Here is a 17,411-nt window from a genome sequence, read left to right as displayed (position 1 = left end):
GGCTCTCCTCCTCTGGGATACAGACCGGGGCATTTTGCATCCAAGTTATTTTGAAAATAGTATAACACGTCCCGGGCAAAAAATGGTATAATTTTCTTATTCACTTTCCCATCAATTTTTTACAAAGGACTTTATGCAATATGTCAGAAACCCTTTCTTTCACTCCCCCTGCCCATTGTGAACTCTGCCCTCGCCGCTGCGGCGCCAACCGCGCCGCCGGGCAGGCCGGTTATTGTGGGGCGGGCGGCACCCTGAAAGCCGCCCGGGCCGCCCTCCATTTCTGGGAGGAGCCCTGCATCAGCGGCACCCGGGGCAGCGGCACCGTCTTTTTCTCGGGCTGCACCCTGCGGTGCTGCTACTGCCAGAACTACCCCATCAGCGCTGAAGGGCTGGGGCGGGAGATCACCGTTCCTCGCCTGGCGGAAATTTTCCTGGATTTGCAGCGTCAGGGCGCCCACAACATCAACCTCGTGACCCCGGGGCAGTGGCGGCCCTGGATCACGGCGGCTCTCGATCTTGCACGGGCTCAGGGTCTGAAACTCCCCATTGTCTGCAACACCGGCGGCTACGAGACGGTGGAGAGCGTGGCCGCCTGGCAGGGGTACATCGACATCTGGCTGGCCGATTTGAAATACTTCTCCCCCGCCCTTTCGGCGGAACTCTCGGCGGCCCCAGATTATTTTTCTGTGGCCAAGGCCGCCATCGAGGCCATGCTGGCCCAGGCGGGCCGCCCGGTTTTTGATGAAGAGGGGATCCTGCAAAAGGGCGTCATCCTGCGGCATCTGGCCCTGCCCGGCCATGTCGACGACAGCTTCGCGGTGCTGGATCAAATGGCCGCCTGGAATGACGCCGACCCGGGGTGCTTTTTGCCCAGCCTGATGAGCCAGTACACCCCCTTCTACAAAGCAGCGGAACACGGCATCGGCCGGCGGATCACCACCTACGAGTACCGCCGGGTGGTCAACTACGCCATGGACAAGGGCCTGACGGCTGGTTATATGCAGCAGAAGAGCAGTGCTAAGGAGGAATACACCCCCGCCTTTGACCTGACCGGAATTTAACGCTCTCGAGAAACCCGTCATATTTCACGAAAAATACAGGTCATCCAAACGATAATTGTCAATTCTGCTTGCAATCATCCGGAATTCCGTTATAATGGATACAAGAGCTTTATCACACGGTTGAATTGCATCCGGTGACACCCGAAAAGGAGGACCACGATGGAACATTATAACCCTCTCTTGGGCAACGGCACCAAGGACCACAAGTTTATCACCTGCGGCGAGATTATGCTCCGGCTGACCCCGCCGAACTACGAAAAGATCCGGATGGCTTCCAGCTTTGAGGCCAGCTACGGCGGCAGCGAGGCCAACATCGCCCTGGCTCTGGCCAATCTGGGGGTGGACAGCACCTTCTTCAGCGTGGTGCCCAATAACAGCCTGGGCAAGAGCGCTGTCCGGATGCTCCGCTCCAACGACGTCCACTGCACCCCCATGATTCTCTCCACCCAGGCCGAAACCCCCAGCCACCGGCTGGGCACCTACTACCTGGAAACCGGCTACGGCATCCGGGCCTCCAAGGTTACATACGACCGCAAGCACAGCGCCATCACCGAGTATGATTTCTCCCGGGTGGACCTGGACGCCCTGCTGGATGGGTACGACTGGCTTCACCTGAGCGGCATTACCCCGGCCCTGGCCCCCAACTGCCGCACCCTGATTATGGACCTGCTCCAGGTGGCCAAGAAAAAGGGTCTGACCGTCAGCTTTGACGGCAACTTCCGCAGCAGCCTCTGGACCTGGGAGGAAGCCCGGGATTTCTGCACCCAGTGCCTGCCCTATGTGGATGTGCTGCTGGGCATCGAGCCCTATCACCTGTGGAAAGACGAATCCGACCACTCCAAGGGCGACTGGAAGGACGGCGTCCCCCTCCAGCCCAGCTATGAGCAGCAGGACGAAATCTTCCAGCATTTCATCGAGCGGTACCCCAACCTCAAGTGCATCGCCCGCCATGTGCGGTACGCCCACAGCGGCAGCGAGAACAGCCTGAAAGCCTTCATGTGGTACCAGGGCCACACCTTCGAGAGCAAGCTGTTCACCTTCACCATCCTGGACCGGGTGGGCGGCGGCGACGCTTTCGCCAGCGGTTTGATCTACGCCATGCTCCACGACTACAAGGCCATGGATATGATCAACTTTGCCGTAGCCAGCAGCGTCATCAAGCACACCATCCACGGCGACGCCAACATCACCGATGACGCCGCCAGCATCCGCAATCTGATGAACATGAACTACGACATCAAACGGTGAACCTGCATCAAAAGCCCCCGGCCATTTCTATGGCCGGGGGCTTTTTGTGTCCAGGAGCGCATAGATTCTCTTTCGGCGCCGTATGGATGATATCAGTCCACTATCCCAATGAAAACCACATTTCCCGAAAAAGACACAATTATTTTATCGCATTTACTCTCCGAAAAAGGCAGGTACAGATGAAACATATTCTCAAGGGTACCCTTCTTGCACTTTGCGGCGGCTGTCTCTATATCCTTCTGGAGTGGATCTGGCGGGGGTACAGCCACTGGACCATGGGGATCCTGGGCGGGATCTGCTTTGCACTGATAGGTCTTTTGAACGAGACCTCCGCCCGTCAGACGCCGCTGCTCTGGCAAGGGGCGATCGGATCCGCCTGTATCATCACTCCCCTGGAGTTTCTCACCGGATGTATCGTGAACCTCTGGCTGGGGTGGGATATCTGGGATTATACCGCCCTTCCCTGCAATCTGCTGGGCCAGGTCTGCCTGCCTTTCGCCCTGCTGTGGGTTCCGGTGGCCATGGCGGCGGTACTGGTGGATGACGGGCTGCGCTGGCACTTTTTCGGTGAGGAACCGCCCCACTATACCCTGATTGTCCCGCGGAAAACTCCAACATGACACGCCCGCCCCCAGCGATAAGAGGGCTTTTGTTTCGTACACCGAAAAAAAGAAATCCGAACCTATCTCCTATTCGGAAGACAAAGTTCGGATTTCTATCTTTTGGTCCGAGTGGCGAGAATCGAACTCACGGCCTCTTGAACCCCATTCAAAAACACATCTCATTGCATTATCCCTTATCTTTATGTAAAATGGCCTAAATAGGCCATTTTTTGAGCCTTAGTTTGATTATCTTCTTGTATCGCTTCGGCTCTTAACGCAACTTTGTTGACAGATTTGTTGACAATCAACCGCCTATTGCAAGGGTCTTAGCCAAACTGTTCCCAGCTTTGCGCAGGCTCTCGGCATCTACACCAGCGTAAAATTTGAGCGTGGTTTCAGGGTCCTCGTGCCCAAGAAACTCCTGTACGGCTTTAAGATTGACACCGGAATCCAACATTAGAGAGCCACAAGTATGACGCAGATCATGCGGGGACATATCAGGCAAATTGTGCGCCTTGCAGAACGCTTTAACCTTCTTTGTGAGATGTGTTGGAAATTGCGGACTGTACGGGTCTGTGTCGGCATTGAAAACAAACGCGGTTTGGGTAATCACCACAGTTGCACCAGCCGCCTTACAAAACTGACCTGCTTGCTCTTGTTTCCATGCTCTAAGTGTTTGCATGAGTGTTATCGGAGCGGGCAGAATGCGGAAACTGTTTGTTGTCTTGGGTTCTCCAACTATCACTCCCGCAGCAGCAGTATATGTCACATTGCGGCGTACATTTATTGTATTGGCCACAAAATCCACGTCCTGCCATTGAAGGCCGCACACTTCACCACGCCTGAGGCCCAAATAAATCATAATTTGCATGATTGCTCTCCATCGTGTAGGAGCTTCTTGGAGGGCCGTGATAAATCGTTGCGCATCCGCTGGGGCTAGATAGTCAACCTCTTTATGCGGCTGTTTGGGCGGTTTTACGCCGTGCATCGGGCTTTTGGCTATGTAGCCCTTTTCTTCGGCGAATGCGAAAATTGTTCGCAAGAAATTGAAAATGTGCTTTTGAGTGCTAGCTGAAAGGGGCTGGCCGTTTTTTTGTTTCTGATCCCGGAGCCAGATAAGGAACCTCTCGCAGTCTGTTTGACGTATAGCGGACAACTTTTTGTTGCCAAAGTATTCAATACAGCGTGGTTTCATGTTGGTATAGAACGCGACCGAGGACGGTTTAAGATTGCCTCCCAGAACATGAAGTTCCCAGAAATCACCCTCGACAAATGCCTTAAAACTACTATTATCTCGACTCTCTGTTCCTGCTATTAGTCCCTTCTCCCAGCTATCGGCCTGCAACTGCCAGGCCTTTTTTATTTTTGCCTCAGTGCGCTCGTCTGGCACATCTTTTACTGTCTTAGTCGCCCAGATTTGCTTACCCGTGCCGTCTCTCCCCAGGCAGGCCCGCCAGCGGCAGCTGATTATAACGCCGTTCTTGTCTTTATTGACTTTGATACTCGCCATTTTACCTCTCCTTCTTTTTTATTATTATTATAAGGTGTCTGCTTGCCCTATTCCTCCACATCACCCCCTTTAGTGGCACTCTTAAAGACTTTAACACTTGCATTAAATGCAGCCTGCAACTGCTCTAAATACTGCGGTGAGCCGACCGGCAACTTGTCCAGAGCCTCTAGCGCCTTACAGAGCCTTGCCACACTGGCCGTATCATCCAGTAATATAGTAAGGCCCGAACCACCACCTTGCTGTGTAATCGCGTCTACCTGGCTTTGGAGCTTTCCAACAGTGGTATCCAGTCGCCGAGTATGCCGTCCTTTGTCCAGAGCTTCTAGTAACTCATGCGGGAGTTCAAGAAAGTCAACCAACTTTTGCATATTATTGAAACTTGGCACCGTGCGCCCAAGCTCCCACAGTGCAAGGGTCGTTCGGTTTATCCCCAACTGCGCTGCTAATTGTCCCTGTGTCAATCCTTTCGCCCGCCGAGCTGTTGAGATCGTGGTAGCAATATTATTTAACTCATCCATCTTGCCGCTCCTTATTGTGCAATTCGCAGAATTACAGACTATATTTTTGTGCACTTTCGATTGTTTTTGTTGTTTTTGTTGTATAAACAGTGCACAACAAAGCCGCTTTGCACTTGTTTATATCCAATACAAACTATACAAATTGCGTGAATTTCCATTACAAAAATCGCGTTTTGTCAAGTTATTTTTAAATAAAAATGCGAATATATACATCCTTGACACTCAGCCGTACCTGTGTTAAACTCATTATATCACAATTAAACACGCCAAGCAATAAGAGGAAAGGAAAAAATCCATGAAAAAACTTTGCAGCATCCATCAAGCAGCTCAACACCCCGATATCTGCTTGAGCGAATACGCATTGCGCCGAATGGCCAAGCAGGGCAAACTGCCTTGCATCTATTCAGGAAATCGGTGCCTGGTCAATGTTGAGCAGCTTATTAACCAGCTTAACGATCTGCCCGGAAACATCAATAGTAAGGAGGGTTAAAAATGACTTTGAATGAACTTAACCACATCAGCGAGGCGGCAGCCGCAGCAGCTCACTACGACCCTTCCAAGGGTTGTGCAGTAATCGAGTTGTGGCAGCTTGACCGCATCCTTTACGCGACTAACTACGGGCCTGACAGTGCCGTTGTGCCGTCCCTCAATACCAACGAGGTAGCGGCACATGGTAAAAACGACCGATAAGATTATTGATTTGCTCCAAAGCGGAGAGGCCAACGCCAAAACGGCCCGCGATCTGGCTACAATCACTGGACTGACCCTGCGAGAGGTTACGCTCCAGATTGCCAAAGAGCGCCAGGACGGTGCGGTTATTCTATCGAGTGGAAAGGGCTATTTCCTGCCGGGGAATATCGAGGAAGTCTTGCACTTCTGCCGGACGATGGACAGCCGGGCAAAAAATATCTATCTCGCATCCCGCAGCGCTAAAGCCCTACTAGCTCAGATACCGGGCCAGCTTGACTTAGAGGGGGTGGGGCCAGATGACTAAGACAGGATTTTGCCCCATGAGTCGAGAAGTGCTTAATGGCCCCTGGCATGACACCCCCAACACGCAGCTTGTATGGCTTACCCTACTGCTTTCTGCCAACTGGGAACCTCGTCAGTGGCGTGATATTACGATCCAGCGCGGACAGCTTGTTACAAGCTATTCCAATATTGCACAGCAAACCGGCTTAACCGTTCAAAATGTGCGCACTGCGATTAAACACTTAAAATCAACAGGCGATCTAACACAGGTGATAACGTCAGAATATAGCGTATTCACGATTAAAAATTACGATCTTCTTTGTCCATCTAACAAAGGTTCTCACAGTCAGTCAACACACGACTCACAACAAAATAAACATTATAAAAATTATAAAGAGGATTCTTCTCTTGAAAAAACCGGGAGCGAAGGAGGGTTTAGCGTAGATGCAGAACCATTATGGTAATGGGTATGATCCCAATTTTTCGCCATTACTGGCGAGCGCTGAGATGTTGACGATTGCGTTGGTTGCAATGCCAGAAACAGCATGGCCGATAGTACGCAGCTCTCTGACTGAGCAGATGCTCCCGACAATAGAACCCGTAGATATGTTGCGCCGGGTGTATGCAGTATGCTCCCAGATTGAGCAAGAGGGGCGGGAGCTGACGGTAACCGGCATTGTTGACTTGCTTAGCCAGCCCGAACGCAATCAGTTGTACCAGTGGCGAGACTGCCAGTTATATAGCCTATCTGCCGAGCGTATACAGGATTGGGCTGACGTTATTTACCAAAATTTCAAGAGTCTGCAACTTGGGCAGAGTCTGGCCGAGACGGCAGTTAGACTGCAAACCAATCAGACAACCTTGGCAGAGGCTATTAGTGTAACACAAGCCGCCCTAGACAGTGCAACGGCAGGAGCAGCTAATACCAGTAGCGCAAAGGACTATACAGCTCGTTATATTGAGTATCTAGCTACTCCAAATAATAGTATACACACTGGTATAGATGCTCTTGACACCTATACCGGAGGGTTAATGCCCGGCGATCTTAACACCATTGCGGCACGTCCTGGCGGCGGCAAAACCGACTTTGCCCTTTGGATAGCCAGACATATTGCCGAGGGTGGAGACACTGTATTATATATCTCTATGGAGCTGTCAGAAATCGAAATAAATGAGCGTCTATTTGCATCTGCTGGAATGATAAATGGTCGAGCCTTGCGCGATAAGACCTTGACTGCTCAAGATAAGGCCAAAGTAGACAAGACTGCCGCAAAGCTGGCACAACTGCCCCTGCATATCCGGGAAGAACCAGCACAGACAGCAGCAAACATTGAACGAGCGATTATGCAGACCAAACCCAAGGTCGTATTCGTCGATAACCTTGACTTGGTACGGCCCATGCAGCGTAATACTCTACGCAATTATGAAATCGAGGAGATTTGCCACTCTCTGAAAAGCATTGCCAAACGATGCAACTGCTGTATTGTTGCGCTGGCCCAAGCTAACAGACGCACCGATCAAATCGGAAAACCAACTCTTGCCGATCTGTATGGGAGTAGCGCAATAGAGCACGATAGCAGCTTTGTGCTGATGCTGGCCCCCGCAGCCCACCCAGAAAGCAGCGGTTCGATTGATGGTTTGATTCTCAAGGCCCGGCGGGGCCGCACCGGTGAAGTAGCTCTGCAAGCTGATTTCCAGTATCACCGCTGGCGCGAGGTAAGTTAAAAGATTACAAAATGGTTACAAACCGTAACCGACTGACAAGCCATAGCTAGTCAATAAAACCCGGTTCCCGATCCAGGAAAAATCCTGTACTGATGGGGCCGGGTTATTCTTTTGATCGACTGTATACTGATTCAGTATGGTTTGATTATGATATCCCTATTTTTTCTTCCCTCATAGTAGGTTTTGGGATCATATTTAGTCCTGAACTAGGTACGGCAGCCAAAGCTGTCCACCTACTGGATGCCCTTTTTATATGGAGTGTCAAATTTCCCGCCCCTTTTTGATCGAAATGGGGAACGAAATTTGGTTCTCCTTTTCTTTTTATGAAGGGGTGCGTCAAATTTGACGCACCTTTTTCTTCTGCTCATTTTTTGAACGAAAAGGGTGTGCCGGAAATTTCAAGCACCCCCCCTGACCCGGTAAACCGCCGGTACAGGTACGTTCTCAAAAATGAGAAAATTCTCACAGCGCAAAATTGCGCCGTCAAATCCACTGAGCTCAAATTTGAGCTCGCTATATCAAGCCACGCAAAATTGAGCCTGTTGGTTATGGACAGATCAGTCCGTCACTCAGCCAAAAACTGGGCCTGTTGCTTTCCCCACTTTTGGGGAATTATATCAACCGCCCCAAAATAGGGTTGGGTCACAAAACACGACGGTATTCAGCCAGTCCAAAAATGGACTCGCTAACAACAAGGGGAACGAAATTCACTCCCCCCCAAAGTTGGGGTTAGTGAGTTCAGTCAAAATATACAGGCCGGATTCGTTGATAATGGTCATGCCACTCGGGCGTTTAAAACTGTCATTTTGGCATTTTTCTTATCATTAAGGTCAACGCGATTTTTCAGAGCCTCAAATGCCCGCTCCATATCCTTTCCCTACCAGCTATGATTTTTAGCAGTACAGATAGTGTCATGGCTCATTCTGATTACCCTGGGTTCCCAAAATGGGAATCTGGCGTCATGCACACAAGTGGGTATAGCTCTATTCCTGCTTGACAGCTTGTAAGAGAGTGCAATTTTATAGGGCTTTTAACTCATATTCAAGAGGCCAGATGACAGCATCCAATCACAGATGCTAGGTATAGCGCCAGTTTTGGGAATCTTTAACGGGAGACTTGGGTTAAAAGTGTCAACAGTTTTGTCAACATCCATTTTCTTATTGCGCTTTATATTATTTTAAAATATCTTGTATTTTATTTAATATTTACATTTTTAAACTTATATGATATAATAAAGTAAAGGCATCAGAGAGATTCAATCCTTTATTGTAAAGCACAAAATGAAAATCAGATATTACAGCTATGACAAGCAATCTATCATCCAGGCAGTACAAACGGTGGGAGAGGATGCCGTGGCTGATGCAGCCCTAGAGGCTATGCCATATAGTTACCAAGCAGGTCAGCCACTTATATTTATGGCCGGTGGATACAAGTTTCAAGGCCACGTCGTTCTGGATCTGCTGGTAATTGAGCGAGGGGTAAAGCAGCACAATCAGCATAAAAGGCCGAGAGCATAAAACAGATTTGATACCCCTTTTTTCGGCAAATCCACCCTTGAACCCCGATTTTTTTACCCAGAGATTTTTAAGAGGTTAGGAATGCAGCTATACAATATGACTAACTACGACCGACTGATGGTTGAACTCAACCACAAAATGTACCTGCCAGAGGATGATTATAAGCGTCTGCTTGAGGAAAATGGTCTAATTGATATCGAAAGCTACTCGCGTGAAGATCGTCTAAAGCTGCTTAACACTGTTCTCTCTATCTTTCAGATTTTGGCAAACGATGTGGACTTGTACCGGAGCGTACAGACGGAGTTTGCGACCACAGGCGAGGCAATCACTGCGATCAACACCCGTATCACCCGCCTTAAAAGTGAAATTTCCCAGATTGAGGCAGAGAATGAGGCCGCAAGCGGCCCTGTTTCCTATTTATTTCGGGGGCGGTGCTGATGTTCCACTGTTTGCAGGATAACTTCAAACGTGCCCTTGACCGTGAGGGCGTAGAGGTTCAGATTGGCGGCACAAGCAAAACAGTCCTGTTTAGACGGCAGCGAAATGGTCAAGACAGCGCCGACTGGGTGGATGTTTACAGCGCTACAGAGGACAATTTGAGGCCCGGCAACATCTTAACCACTGGGGCAGACAATTATCTTCTGGTGCAGCGAGATCACCGTGAAAACGGCGTATATTTGCGATATAACGCAGTTAGATGTAACCAAACCATTTCGCTTACCAGGGAAATGAAGTCCCCGGTTCCTGATGAGTGGGGCGACTATCCGACAATCACCGTTAACTATTTTACCTCACCCGCATACTTGGCGACCCAACTAACGGGATTAAACAAAACAGCCATCGGTAATGTGATCGGCGGCAATATGGTAGTGATTATGCCAGGGGTTGAGATTACACCAAACGCTGTTTTACAATGCAATACGTTTGACAATGAGGGCAAGTTTACCGCCTGCGATTACCAGATCGAAAGCATTGATAGCACAGATGTTTTTACCGATAACGAGGGCAGCATCCACGGTATCTTGCGATTGCAGATTAAGCCCGAATAATATGCTATAACCGTGCAACAGCACGATTATATACAGGCAGGCCTTCGTAGCCAGCAATGCCATTTTTCAACCTTTCCTTTCTTTCAGGGCACGGTAGGGACTCTCCTGCCGTGTTCCGCAAACCACTAGCCGAAAGGCTATACACATATTTCTTTTTGGCGTGGAAACCACGAACTTACTGCAAGGGCGCGGAACCACTACAAGCAAAGGAGCACCAAAATAATGACTTTTGAAATTGAGCAGAAAGACAGCTATACCCCGGACGAAGTGCAGGGCTTTATTTCCAAGTTTGTACAGTCTGAAACCGATAAGGTGCGGACAGAGTACAGCCGCAAAATCAAAGAACTGCAAGCAAAATTGCCCGCAGAGCCTAGCGCAGCCGAAAAAGCCATTGCAGAGCGCACCGCCGCCCTTGACAAGCGGGAGCGGGAACTGAATTGCAAGGCCGCAGGTATCCCGGTTGAATATGCCGAGTATTTCAGCGACAAGGCCGACTTTGTCAAGCTGTCCGAACTTTTCAAGTCTGGCGGCTATGTGCCGCAAAATCACAAACAGGGCGCAGGCATTACCAAAGACGATTTTGCAAAAATGAACTACGCCCAGCAGGTCAAACTCTACCAAACCAACCCTGAACTGTTCAAGCAGTTCACCAGATGACCAAACAGGAGGAATTTTATAGATGGCTATTTTCGTTCCCGAAGTTGCCGCCCCTTACCTGATGAAAGAGATCGACAAGCGACTTGTTCTCTCCAACGCCGCACTGGATATCAGCGCCGATGTTCCTGAAATTGAGTGGAAGGGCAGCAAGATCACCTTTCCCGTTTATTCCCGTGTAGCTGTTGCCGATGAAGTTGCAGCAAAAGGCGGTGTTACCGCCACCGAGATTGACGGCACGAGCGCAACCGCCGATATTAAGCATTTTGCGGCGGCTGTTAAATACCACAAGGACAGCCTGCGGCAGTCCGGCGGGCCGATCCTGCAAAACATGGCAATCACCGACCTGGCAGATGCAATCGCGCTTAAACTTGACGCTGATCTGATGGCTACTGCGATTGCAGGGGCTACCCTCAAGGCAGCTTGTGCAGAGGCCGATGTTATTAACCCGGCCGAGCTTGAAGCAGCATTTGCCCTGTTTGGCGACCGCCAGAATGCAGACGAGTTTGCAGGCATCTATATTAACTCTAAACTGTTTCCGTTCATTCTGGGTATGGAAGGCTTTAGTGCAACCGGGCTGACCTATACCACCCCCGGCAACGGCATTGTCAAGGGCCAGTGTGTGGGCTTCTACCGTGGTGTGCCTGTTATGCTGACCGATAATGCCAACCGCACCGGCAGCACTCCCGAATGCAAGACCCTGATTGTCAAGAAAGGCGCTCTTGCAAAGGCCCGCAAGGCAGAGCCGGAGTTCAGCGAGGAGTATCACGCCACCACCTTCTATACTGACGTTGTGGCCGATGTATACGCCGCTCACAAGGTTCTGGACGACAGCAAGATCGTTCTGCTGGCCAAGACCATTACCTGATGAACAGACTTGAACTGCGAGCTATCAGGGAGCGGTACGGATACAGCTTGCGGCAGGTAGCAAATGCAGCGGATATGTCGCACCCCTATCTGCAACAGTTGGAAAACGGAACAAAACCGCTAAAGCCTGAACTGCAAGCCCGAATTTTGAATGCCCTTTACACATTGGCCCAGAAAGACGCACGGGGTAAACGATAACATGAGCCGTCCACACAGCCCCAGAAAGGCCCTGTGGGCGGTTTTATTTTAATCCAGGGAGGTGGTTAAGATAGCTGAAAAAGTGAAACAAAACGCCAGAAACAGCCTTAAGCTGACCCCCAGAGGGGCAAGCAAACCGGAGATTGTAAAGCGTATTTTAGACAGTATGCCGGAATACAAAGCCAACTATATTTTTTGGCGATATGCCCCGGAGTGCATGACTTGTACCCCGGAAAACAAGAGTTTTGATAGCTTCAAAGCCGCAGCCGCATTGCCGGAACATTTTACTGAGGATTCCTGTAAAATGTGGTTGCTTGATGCAGATGTGCAAGACCTTGTGCGGCTTCTTTTGGAGCGTAAAAACCAGCAGCAGCTTCTTGACCTGCATGAAAAGTATGTTGTTAAGGCTGAGAATGATCCCAATAGTCTGAAAGCCCTGTTGCAGCTCAATGAAACGCTCTTTAAAAACACTGGAAACCAGCTTTATAACCTTCTGGATGCCGTGCCGGATGATGTAATCGGGGAGGAAATCAGCAAATGACCAAAACACAAAAGGCAGGAGCAAAGCTGCGGGCTATCATCTCCAACCCGGTGCTGTGGTCGCGATACTTCCTCAAAATCACCAACAAGACCGGTCAGCTTGTGCCGTTTGAGTTCAACCCCCAGCAGCTCGATCTGGTCAATAGCCTGCAAAAATATAATCTGGTACTTAAATCCCGGCAGTTGGGCATCACTTCCGTAGCTTGTGCCCTTTCCCTTTACTACTGCCACACTGAGCGCAATATCACCTGCCTGTTGATGTCTTATTCGATGGAAAGCGCCAGAGGCATCTTTGAAAAGCTAAAGGCCCTTTGGCAGGAAATGCCGGATTGTGTGCGCCTGCCAGAGCTGACCAACAACCGGGGAGAGTTAAAATTTTCAAACGGCAGCCGGATTATTGTCTGTACTTGCGGCTCCAAAGACGTAGCGCGAGGCCTTACATTGCGGTATGCTCACCTGTCCGAGTATGCGTTCTTTCAGGATGAACGGGCAAAAAAGAACTTGCTGGCCCTGGAACAGGCTTTAAGACCGGATGGAATCATCGTTATTGAGTCCACCGCAAACGGTTTTAACGGCTTTTCTGATCTTTGGACGAAAGCCGAGCAGGGTGAAAACCTGTATACCCCACATTTTTACGGCTGGGTTGATGACAAAATCATGTTTCAGGAAGAACAGGAACAGTTTTGCAAACGTTGGAAGGCGATGAACCACAAGTTGCCCACTGTTGACGAGCTGGACAACGAGGAAAAGGCTCTCTTTGAGCGCGGGGCCACCATTCAACAGCTTGTTTGGAGGCGGCTCAAAATCGCTAACAGCAGCCCGGACGAGTTCAAGCAGGAGTTCCCGAGCACTCCACTTGAAGCGTTTCTCACCACCGGGCAGAATGTGTTTAATACAACTCTGATTAAAGAGCGTTCAACCGCCCTGCCGAAGATTGTAGCGCCGCCGAAGCAGTTTATAATGGCTGGCTTAAAGTTTTGGGCTTTACCTGTTCCTGGCGTTCGCTACTATATCGGCGTAGACGTAGCCGAAGGTTTAGGCGGTGATTCCGACCACTCCTGTATTGAAATAATCAATGGAGACGGCTACCAGTGTGCCGAGCTTTACAGCAATACGATTGCCCCTTATCGGTTGGCCGAAGTTCTTCTCAAACTGGCACAGTATTACAACGGTGCTTTGTGTGTGATTGAAAAGGCCAGCGCAGGGCACACAGTATTGGATAAAATGCGCAATGAGTACACCTATCCCAATCTGTATAAAAGCAAGCAGTACGATGCAAGCGGCCAGCTTCGCCGCCGTCCTGGCTGGGAAACAACCCAAAAGAGCCGCCCTATCTTAATCAGCAACTTTAGAGAAGCGTTTGAAAAAGGCGAGGTTTGTATCAACAGCAAAACGTTACTGTCTGAAATGCAGCTCTTTGTGGACAAGGGCGGACGAATGGAACACGCAGGCACTACCGGAGACGATGCGGTTTTTGCCTTTGGAATGGCCCTACAAGGCATTAAAAGCGGGCTTTGGTATCTTTAACAGGAGGCTCTACTTTGGATATTCAAGAGATTTTGGCAATCCCTCAGACCAGCGAAGCAATGTACATTCAGGCCACCAATCTGCGGGTTCGTGATTTTCTGGCCGGTCAGCACAAGGTTTTGCAGAGAAAAGACTTCACCTTCAAGGACGATATTTTCGAGACTGCAAAGATCGTTCTGCAATCTGTCCCGGCGGTTGTAGACTTTCACACCAGCTATATTTGCGGCAACCCTGTAACTCTGACCGGCGAGAGTGCAGCCGTTAAGACCCTGCAAGGATGCTATAACCGCGCAAATTATTCCCTGATTGACTATAAGATTGCAGACAACCTGGTTAAATACGGCAATGCTTTTGAGTACGTCTATAAGGCCCAAAATCGCGTTTACAGCAAGGTCTTTGATCCTCTGGACAGCTACCCTGTCTACGATGATAAAGGTGTATACAGGGCATTTCTGGAACATTGGAGCGATGCAATCAGCGGCATCTCTTACTACAACTTGTACGAGCCGGACACTGTCACAGAATACAGCACCGAGAGCGGAACAATGCAGCAATTAGCCCGATATAGAAATCTGTCCGGCCTGCCGATCCACTATACCAGCGGTGTAGAGGCGGATTATAGCCTTTATGGACAGGGCATTGTATTGGGCTTAATCCCCATCGTGAACGAGCTTGAGAGTCTGCTTTCCAAGGCATCTGACGCGGTTACAACTCTCTCGCTTAACCCTCTTGCAGTTGCCGCCGGTCAGCGTATTGATGGAAAGATTGACCGTGATCTTGTTGGGGCCTGTATCAACCTAGAGGACGGAGGCAGTTTTGGCTTTGCCTCTGCCAATATCGACTATAACACTGTCAAACTCCTGTTGGAGCAACTGAGCAACCAGTTTTATACCGTTGCAGAAGTACCGAGTGTGGTCTTTAACGGCAATGTTTCCAACGTTTCTGAAACATCTCTTAAGCTCCTTTTTAACCAACTTGACAGCAAAGCCAAACGAACCGTTTTGCAGATGAAAGAAGGCTTTTATAAACGGTGGGAGTATATGCGCCAGCTTTTGCCTGTACACGCTTTCACTGATACAGGTTTTGATAGTCTGGATGCTGTATTCAACCTCAACCGGCCTACCGATAACAGCAGTATTGTGGCCGATCTGTGCAAACAGTATGAGGCAGGTGCGCTTTCCAAGCAATCTTTTATTGAGCAAAGCCCCTACACCAACGACCAGGAACAAGAACTTAAGAGAATTGAACAGGAGAATGCTAAAGATGCCGCACAGTGATTTCGAAACACTTTTTACGAAACTGGAATCAAATCTTGCATTTGTCAATGATTCCCAATTTATGGCAGAACTCAAAGCCAGCATTCAAACGCCAGAGCAATGGGTCAGACTTGCAAAGTTATACTGTGATAGTGCGAAAAAACTTTTCGAGCTGATTACTTCCATCTCTTTGTAATACAAAAGGGCTGTTGCAGCGTGATTTTAACGCATTTGCAACAACCCTTTTATTGTTATAGTATGTGTTGGCTTATTCTACATAATAATCTTTAAAAACATACTTGGTGGAACTATGAGGTTCGACAATGACTACAAATCGCCTTGTCTCAACATAACCGCCGCTTGAGAACTCAGCGGAACTTGCTACAGTAAAGCTATCGTCGCCTACTCCCATTCTGGAATCCGTCACTTTTTCGATATAGATATCGAACGAGTCAAAATCCGACACATAAGCCGGATATACGGCATTCTGAATAGCATCTTTGGCCATCGAGTACAATTCCGATTCCGAGAAATACCCGTAAGAGTTCCCATATTCTTTATGGGCATTACACCTCTGGCAAACTCCCTTATTATCGTAATCATGCCCCAGAGCTTCACCTTCTGTTTCTCCGCAAATCGTACAAGTTTTCGGTTCTGTACAAGTTGCATCTACCCAGTGATGTTTTCCATCAGGTGACAGCGTTGTCCCCTCGGTCATACCGCAAGTCGAGCAGGTTTTGGGAGCTGTGCAAGTAGCTTCTACCCAATGGTGTCCAAACGCACACCTACACCCGGATAGCATCATCACCATGGAAATAACAAATATTCCGTAGACCGCCTTTTTCATGATTCCACCTCTAAATCAACAGGATTCCATCTCAAAGCCCATTATAATGCTACCGTTTGGTAGTATTCTCACAATAATTATGCCACCACTTGGTAACATTGTCAACAAGAAGGTGGTAATATGTTCTTACCGAGGCTTGAGGATCTGCGAACCGACAATGACCTTACACAGCAGCAAGTGGCTGACATTTTGCATTGCCCTCGTGAAGTGTACAGAAGGTACGAAAAAGGAATACGAGAACTTCCCCTGTCTTACGCAATTATCTTGGCAAAATATTATCACGTTTCACTGGATTATTTAGCCGGATTGAAAGATGAATAAGTTTCATCATAAAATCATAAAGCCGCAGCTGGAATCGCTGTGGCTTTTTTCGAGTCTGTTGACATTTTTTGTTGACACTCTTTCAGAGGCAAGATATCTAAAAAAGCAAAAGAAAAACCGCGTAGCGGTCAAAATCGACTTAACTACGCGGTTTTACTGCTGATAAATCAGCTTACTTTTTGGTCCGAGTGGCGAGAATCGAACTCACGGCCTCTTGAACCCCATTCAAGCGCGCTACCAAAACTGCGCTACACCCGGATATGCTCAGAGCGGTTATCGCTCACAGCTTTTTTATTATACCGGATGGCATCTGTTTTGTCAAGCGTTTTTTAATTGATTCTGATTTATTTATTTTGCTTGTTCACCTCGGCGGCAGCAAGCGCTATTGCGAATACGCTCTGGGCCCCGGCGTCCAGCAATGCCTGGGCACAAGCAGAAGCGGTGGCACCAGTGGTTATTACATCGTCCACCAATAGAATCCGCTTACCCTCCACCTGTTGAGGCTCCTGAGCCCGGAAAGCGCCGGCTATATTCACCAATCGCTCCTCCATCGAGAGACTTGCCTGCGGGCTGTTTTTATGAATCCGGACCAATGCCTCCGGTTCCAGTGGAAGCCCCAGCGCCTGTGCCACCGGCAAAGCCATTAGAGCCGGCACATTATACCCTCGCCCACGCCGGGAGGAAGGCACCGGGACCACCTGATCGTACTCAAGCCCCAGGGCCTTCTGCTGCTGTGGCACGGCAACTCCGGCCTTCAAGTCAATTTCGGCCCCAAACAGGAGCCGGGCGACCCAGCATCCCAGCTGGACTGCCGTCCAGCTTTCGCCCAGATATTTCGCGCGGAGGATAGCGGACCGCACTTCATCCCCATAAACAAAGGGCGCGGCTGCTCCTTCCAGCGATCCAAAGTAATGCTCCCCGGAATTGAGTCTGCGGCTGGGTTTTCGCTCCAGTTTTTTCAGCGCTTCGGCACAGTCCGGACAGACCGGCACAAATCCC

At 49.5% G+C, this 17,411-nt stretch carries 23 protein-coding genes and 1 tRNA gene; 19 read left to right on the top strand and 5 right to left on the bottom strand.

The features are described from left to right. Positions 1–140 precede the first annotated feature (140 nt). The 3 genes from JCM17207_RS11025 to JCM17207_RS11015 all read left to right on the top strand — a co-directional run bounded on the left by JCM17207_RS11025 (position 141) and on the right by JCM17207_RS11015 (position 2,929). On the top strand, positions 141–1,061 hold the full coding sequence (locus JCM17207_RS11025; RefSeq protein ID WP_238317675.1) for a radical SAM protein: 921 nt from the start codon (positions 141–143) through the stop codon (positions 1,059–1,061). Between the two features lie 159 nt (positions 1,062–1,220). Continuing rightward, the gene (locus JCM17207_RS11020; RefSeq protein ID WP_238317674.1) at positions 1,221–2,309 is read left to right on the top strand and encodes a sugar kinase; all 1,089 of its coding nucleotides are present in this window, start codon (positions 1,221–1,223) and stop codon (positions 2,307–2,309) included. A gap of 179 nt (positions 2,310–2,488) precedes the next feature. Next, positions 2,489–2,929 carry a putative ABC transporter permease gene (locus tag JCM17207_RS11015; RefSeq protein ID WP_238317673.1) on the top strand — a complete coding sequence of 147 codons (441 nt, stop codon included), beginning with the start codon at positions 2,489–2,491 and terminating at the stop codon, positions 2,927–2,929. 286 nt (positions 2,930–3,215) lie between these two features. On the opposite strand, the gene JCM17207_RS11010 is transcribed toward JCM17207_RS11015, so the two are convergent. Next, entirely contained in the window at positions 3,216–4,421 is a 1,206-nt protein-coding gene (locus JCM17207_RS11010) for a tyrosine-type recombinase/integrase (RefSeq protein ID WP_238317672.1), read from the bottom strand. A 47-nt stretch (positions 4,422–4,468) separates the two neighbouring features. Continuing rightward, on the bottom strand, positions 4,469–4,939 hold the full coding sequence (locus JCM17207_RS11005) for a helix-turn-helix domain-containing protein (protein ID WP_238317671.1): 471 nt from the start codon (positions 4,937–4,939) through the stop codon (positions 4,469–4,471). Positions 4,940–5,234: 295 nt separating this feature from the next. Between JCM17207_RS11005 and JCM17207_RS11000 the strand changes: the two genes are divergently transcribed. The 15 genes from JCM17207_RS11000 (at position 5,235) to JCM17207_RS10935 (ending at position 15,440) form a co-directional block, all read left to right on the top strand. Then, positions 5,235–5,429, top strand: coding sequence for a hypothetical protein (locus JCM17207_RS11000; RefSeq protein WP_238317670.1), 195 nt, complete (start codon positions 5,235–5,237; stop codon positions 5,427–5,429). Between the two features lie 2 nt (positions 5,430–5,431). Then, the gene (locus JCM17207_RS10995) at positions 5,432–5,629 is read left to right on the top strand and encodes a hypothetical protein (RefSeq protein WP_238317669.1); all 198 of its coding nucleotides are present in this window, start codon (positions 5,432–5,434) and stop codon (positions 5,627–5,629) included. Beyond that, positions 5,610–5,933 carry a hypothetical protein gene (locus JCM17207_RS10990; RefSeq protein WP_238317668.1) on the top strand — a complete coding sequence of 108 codons (324 nt, stop codon included), beginning with the start codon at positions 5,610–5,612 and terminating at the stop codon, positions 5,931–5,933. The genes JCM17207_RS10995 and JCM17207_RS10990 overlap by 20 nt, the downstream gene beginning before the upstream one ends. After that, the gene (locus JCM17207_RS10985) at positions 5,926–6,375 is read left to right on the top strand and encodes a helix-turn-helix domain-containing protein (protein WP_238317667.1); all 450 of its coding nucleotides are present in this window, start codon (positions 5,926–5,928) and stop codon (positions 6,373–6,375) included. Before JCM17207_RS10990 ends, JCM17207_RS10985 begins: the two co-directional genes overlap by 8 nt. Further along, the gene (locus JCM17207_RS10980) at positions 6,356–7,636 is read left to right on the top strand and encodes a DnaB-like helicase C-terminal domain-containing protein (RefSeq protein ID WP_238317666.1); all 1,281 of its coding nucleotides are present in this window, start codon (positions 6,356–6,358) and stop codon (positions 7,634–7,636) included. The genes JCM17207_RS10985 and JCM17207_RS10980 overlap by 20 nt, the downstream gene beginning before the upstream one ends. 1,280 nt (positions 7,637–8,916) lie before the next feature. After that, positions 8,917–9,153: a hypothetical protein gene (locus JCM17207_RS10975; RefSeq protein WP_238317665.1), complete on the top strand. Its 237-nt coding sequence runs from the start codon at positions 8,917–8,919 to the stop codon at positions 9,151–9,153. 81 nt (positions 9,154–9,234) lie between these two features. Beyond that, positions 9,235–9,591, top strand: coding sequence for a hypothetical protein (locus JCM17207_RS10970; protein WP_238317664.1), 357 nt, complete (start codon positions 9,235–9,237; stop codon positions 9,589–9,591). Next, on the top strand, positions 9,585–10,202 hold the full coding sequence (locus JCM17207_RS10965) for a hypothetical protein (RefSeq protein ID WP_238317663.1): 618 nt from the start codon (positions 9,585–9,587) through the stop codon (positions 10,200–10,202). Before JCM17207_RS10970 ends, JCM17207_RS10965 begins: the two co-directional genes overlap by 7 nt. Before the next feature lie 222 nt (positions 10,203–10,424). Beyond that, positions 10,425–10,859: a hypothetical protein gene (locus JCM17207_RS10960; RefSeq protein ID WP_238317662.1), complete on the top strand. Its 435-nt coding sequence runs from the start codon at positions 10,425–10,427 to the stop codon at positions 10,857–10,859. A gap of 22 nt (positions 10,860–10,881) precedes the next feature. Then, positions 10,882–11,724, top strand: coding sequence for a major capsid protein (locus tag JCM17207_RS10955; protein ID WP_238317661.1), 843 nt, complete (start codon positions 10,882–10,884; stop codon positions 11,722–11,724). Then, entirely contained in the window at positions 11,724–11,921 is a 198-nt protein-coding gene (locus JCM17207_RS13880; protein ID WP_373871960.1) for a helix-turn-helix domain-containing protein, read from the top strand. The genes JCM17207_RS10955 and JCM17207_RS13880 overlap by 1 nt, the downstream gene beginning before the upstream one ends. A gap of 166 nt (positions 11,922–12,087) precedes the next feature. Continuing rightward, entirely contained in the window at positions 12,088–12,462 is a 375-nt protein-coding gene (locus JCM17207_RS10950; RefSeq protein WP_238317660.1) for a hypothetical protein, read from the top strand. Then, positions 12,459–13,988, top strand: a complete 1,530-nt coding sequence (locus JCM17207_RS10945; RefSeq protein WP_238317659.1) for a phage terminase large subunit family protein — start codon at positions 12,459–12,461, stop codon at positions 13,986–13,988. The genes JCM17207_RS10950 and JCM17207_RS10945 overlap by 4 nt, the downstream gene beginning before the upstream one ends. Positions 13,989–14,002: 14 nt before the next feature. Then, positions 14,003–15,265 (top strand): phage portal protein, encoded by a 1,263-nt coding sequence (locus JCM17207_RS10940; protein WP_238317658.1) that lies wholly within the window; start codon positions 14,003–14,005, stop codon positions 15,263–15,265. Continuing rightward, complete coding sequence (locus JCM17207_RS10935; protein ID WP_238317657.1) at positions 15,252–15,440, top strand: hypothetical protein; 189 nt, start codon at positions 15,252–15,254, stop codon at positions 15,438–15,440. Before JCM17207_RS10940 ends, JCM17207_RS10935 begins: the two co-directional genes overlap by 14 nt. Positions 15,441–15,512: 72 nt before the next feature. Here the strand turns inward: JCM17207_RS10935 and JCM17207_RS10930 are convergent, their stop codons facing one another. Next, on the bottom strand, positions 15,513–16,091 hold the full coding sequence (locus JCM17207_RS10930) for a hypothetical protein (RefSeq protein ID WP_238317656.1): 579 nt from the start codon (positions 16,089–16,091) through the stop codon (positions 15,513–15,515). A 120-nt stretch (positions 16,092–16,211) separates the two neighbouring features. Here JCM17207_RS10930 and JCM17207_RS10925 point away from each other — a divergent pair, with 120 nt between their 5' ends. Further along, the gene (locus JCM17207_RS10925; RefSeq protein ID WP_238317655.1) at positions 16,212–16,412 is read left to right on the top strand and encodes a helix-turn-helix domain-containing protein; all 201 of its coding nucleotides are present in this window, start codon (positions 16,212–16,214) and stop codon (positions 16,410–16,412) included. A gap of 180 nt (positions 16,413–16,592) precedes the next feature. Here the strand turns inward: JCM17207_RS10925 and JCM17207_RS10920 are convergent. Both JCM17207_RS10920 and JCM17207_RS10915 read right to left on the bottom strand, forming a co-directional pair. Then, positions 16,593–16,670, bottom strand: a tRNA-Pro gene (locus JCM17207_RS10920). Between the two features lie 86 nt (positions 16,671–16,756). After that, on the bottom strand, positions 16,757–17,404 hold the full coding sequence (locus JCM17207_RS10915) for a ComF family protein (protein ID WP_238317654.1): 648 nt from the start codon (positions 17,402–17,404) through the stop codon (positions 16,757–16,759). Positions 17,405–17,411 lie beyond the last annotated feature (7 nt).

It is taken from the genome of Faecalibacterium gallinarum, assembly GCF_022180365.1.
GTDB lineage: Bacteria > Bacillota > Clostridia > Oscillospirales > Ruminococcaceae > Faecalibacterium > Faecalibacterium gallinarum.
This window is presented reverse-complemented; position numbering and strand designations above follow the sequence as displayed.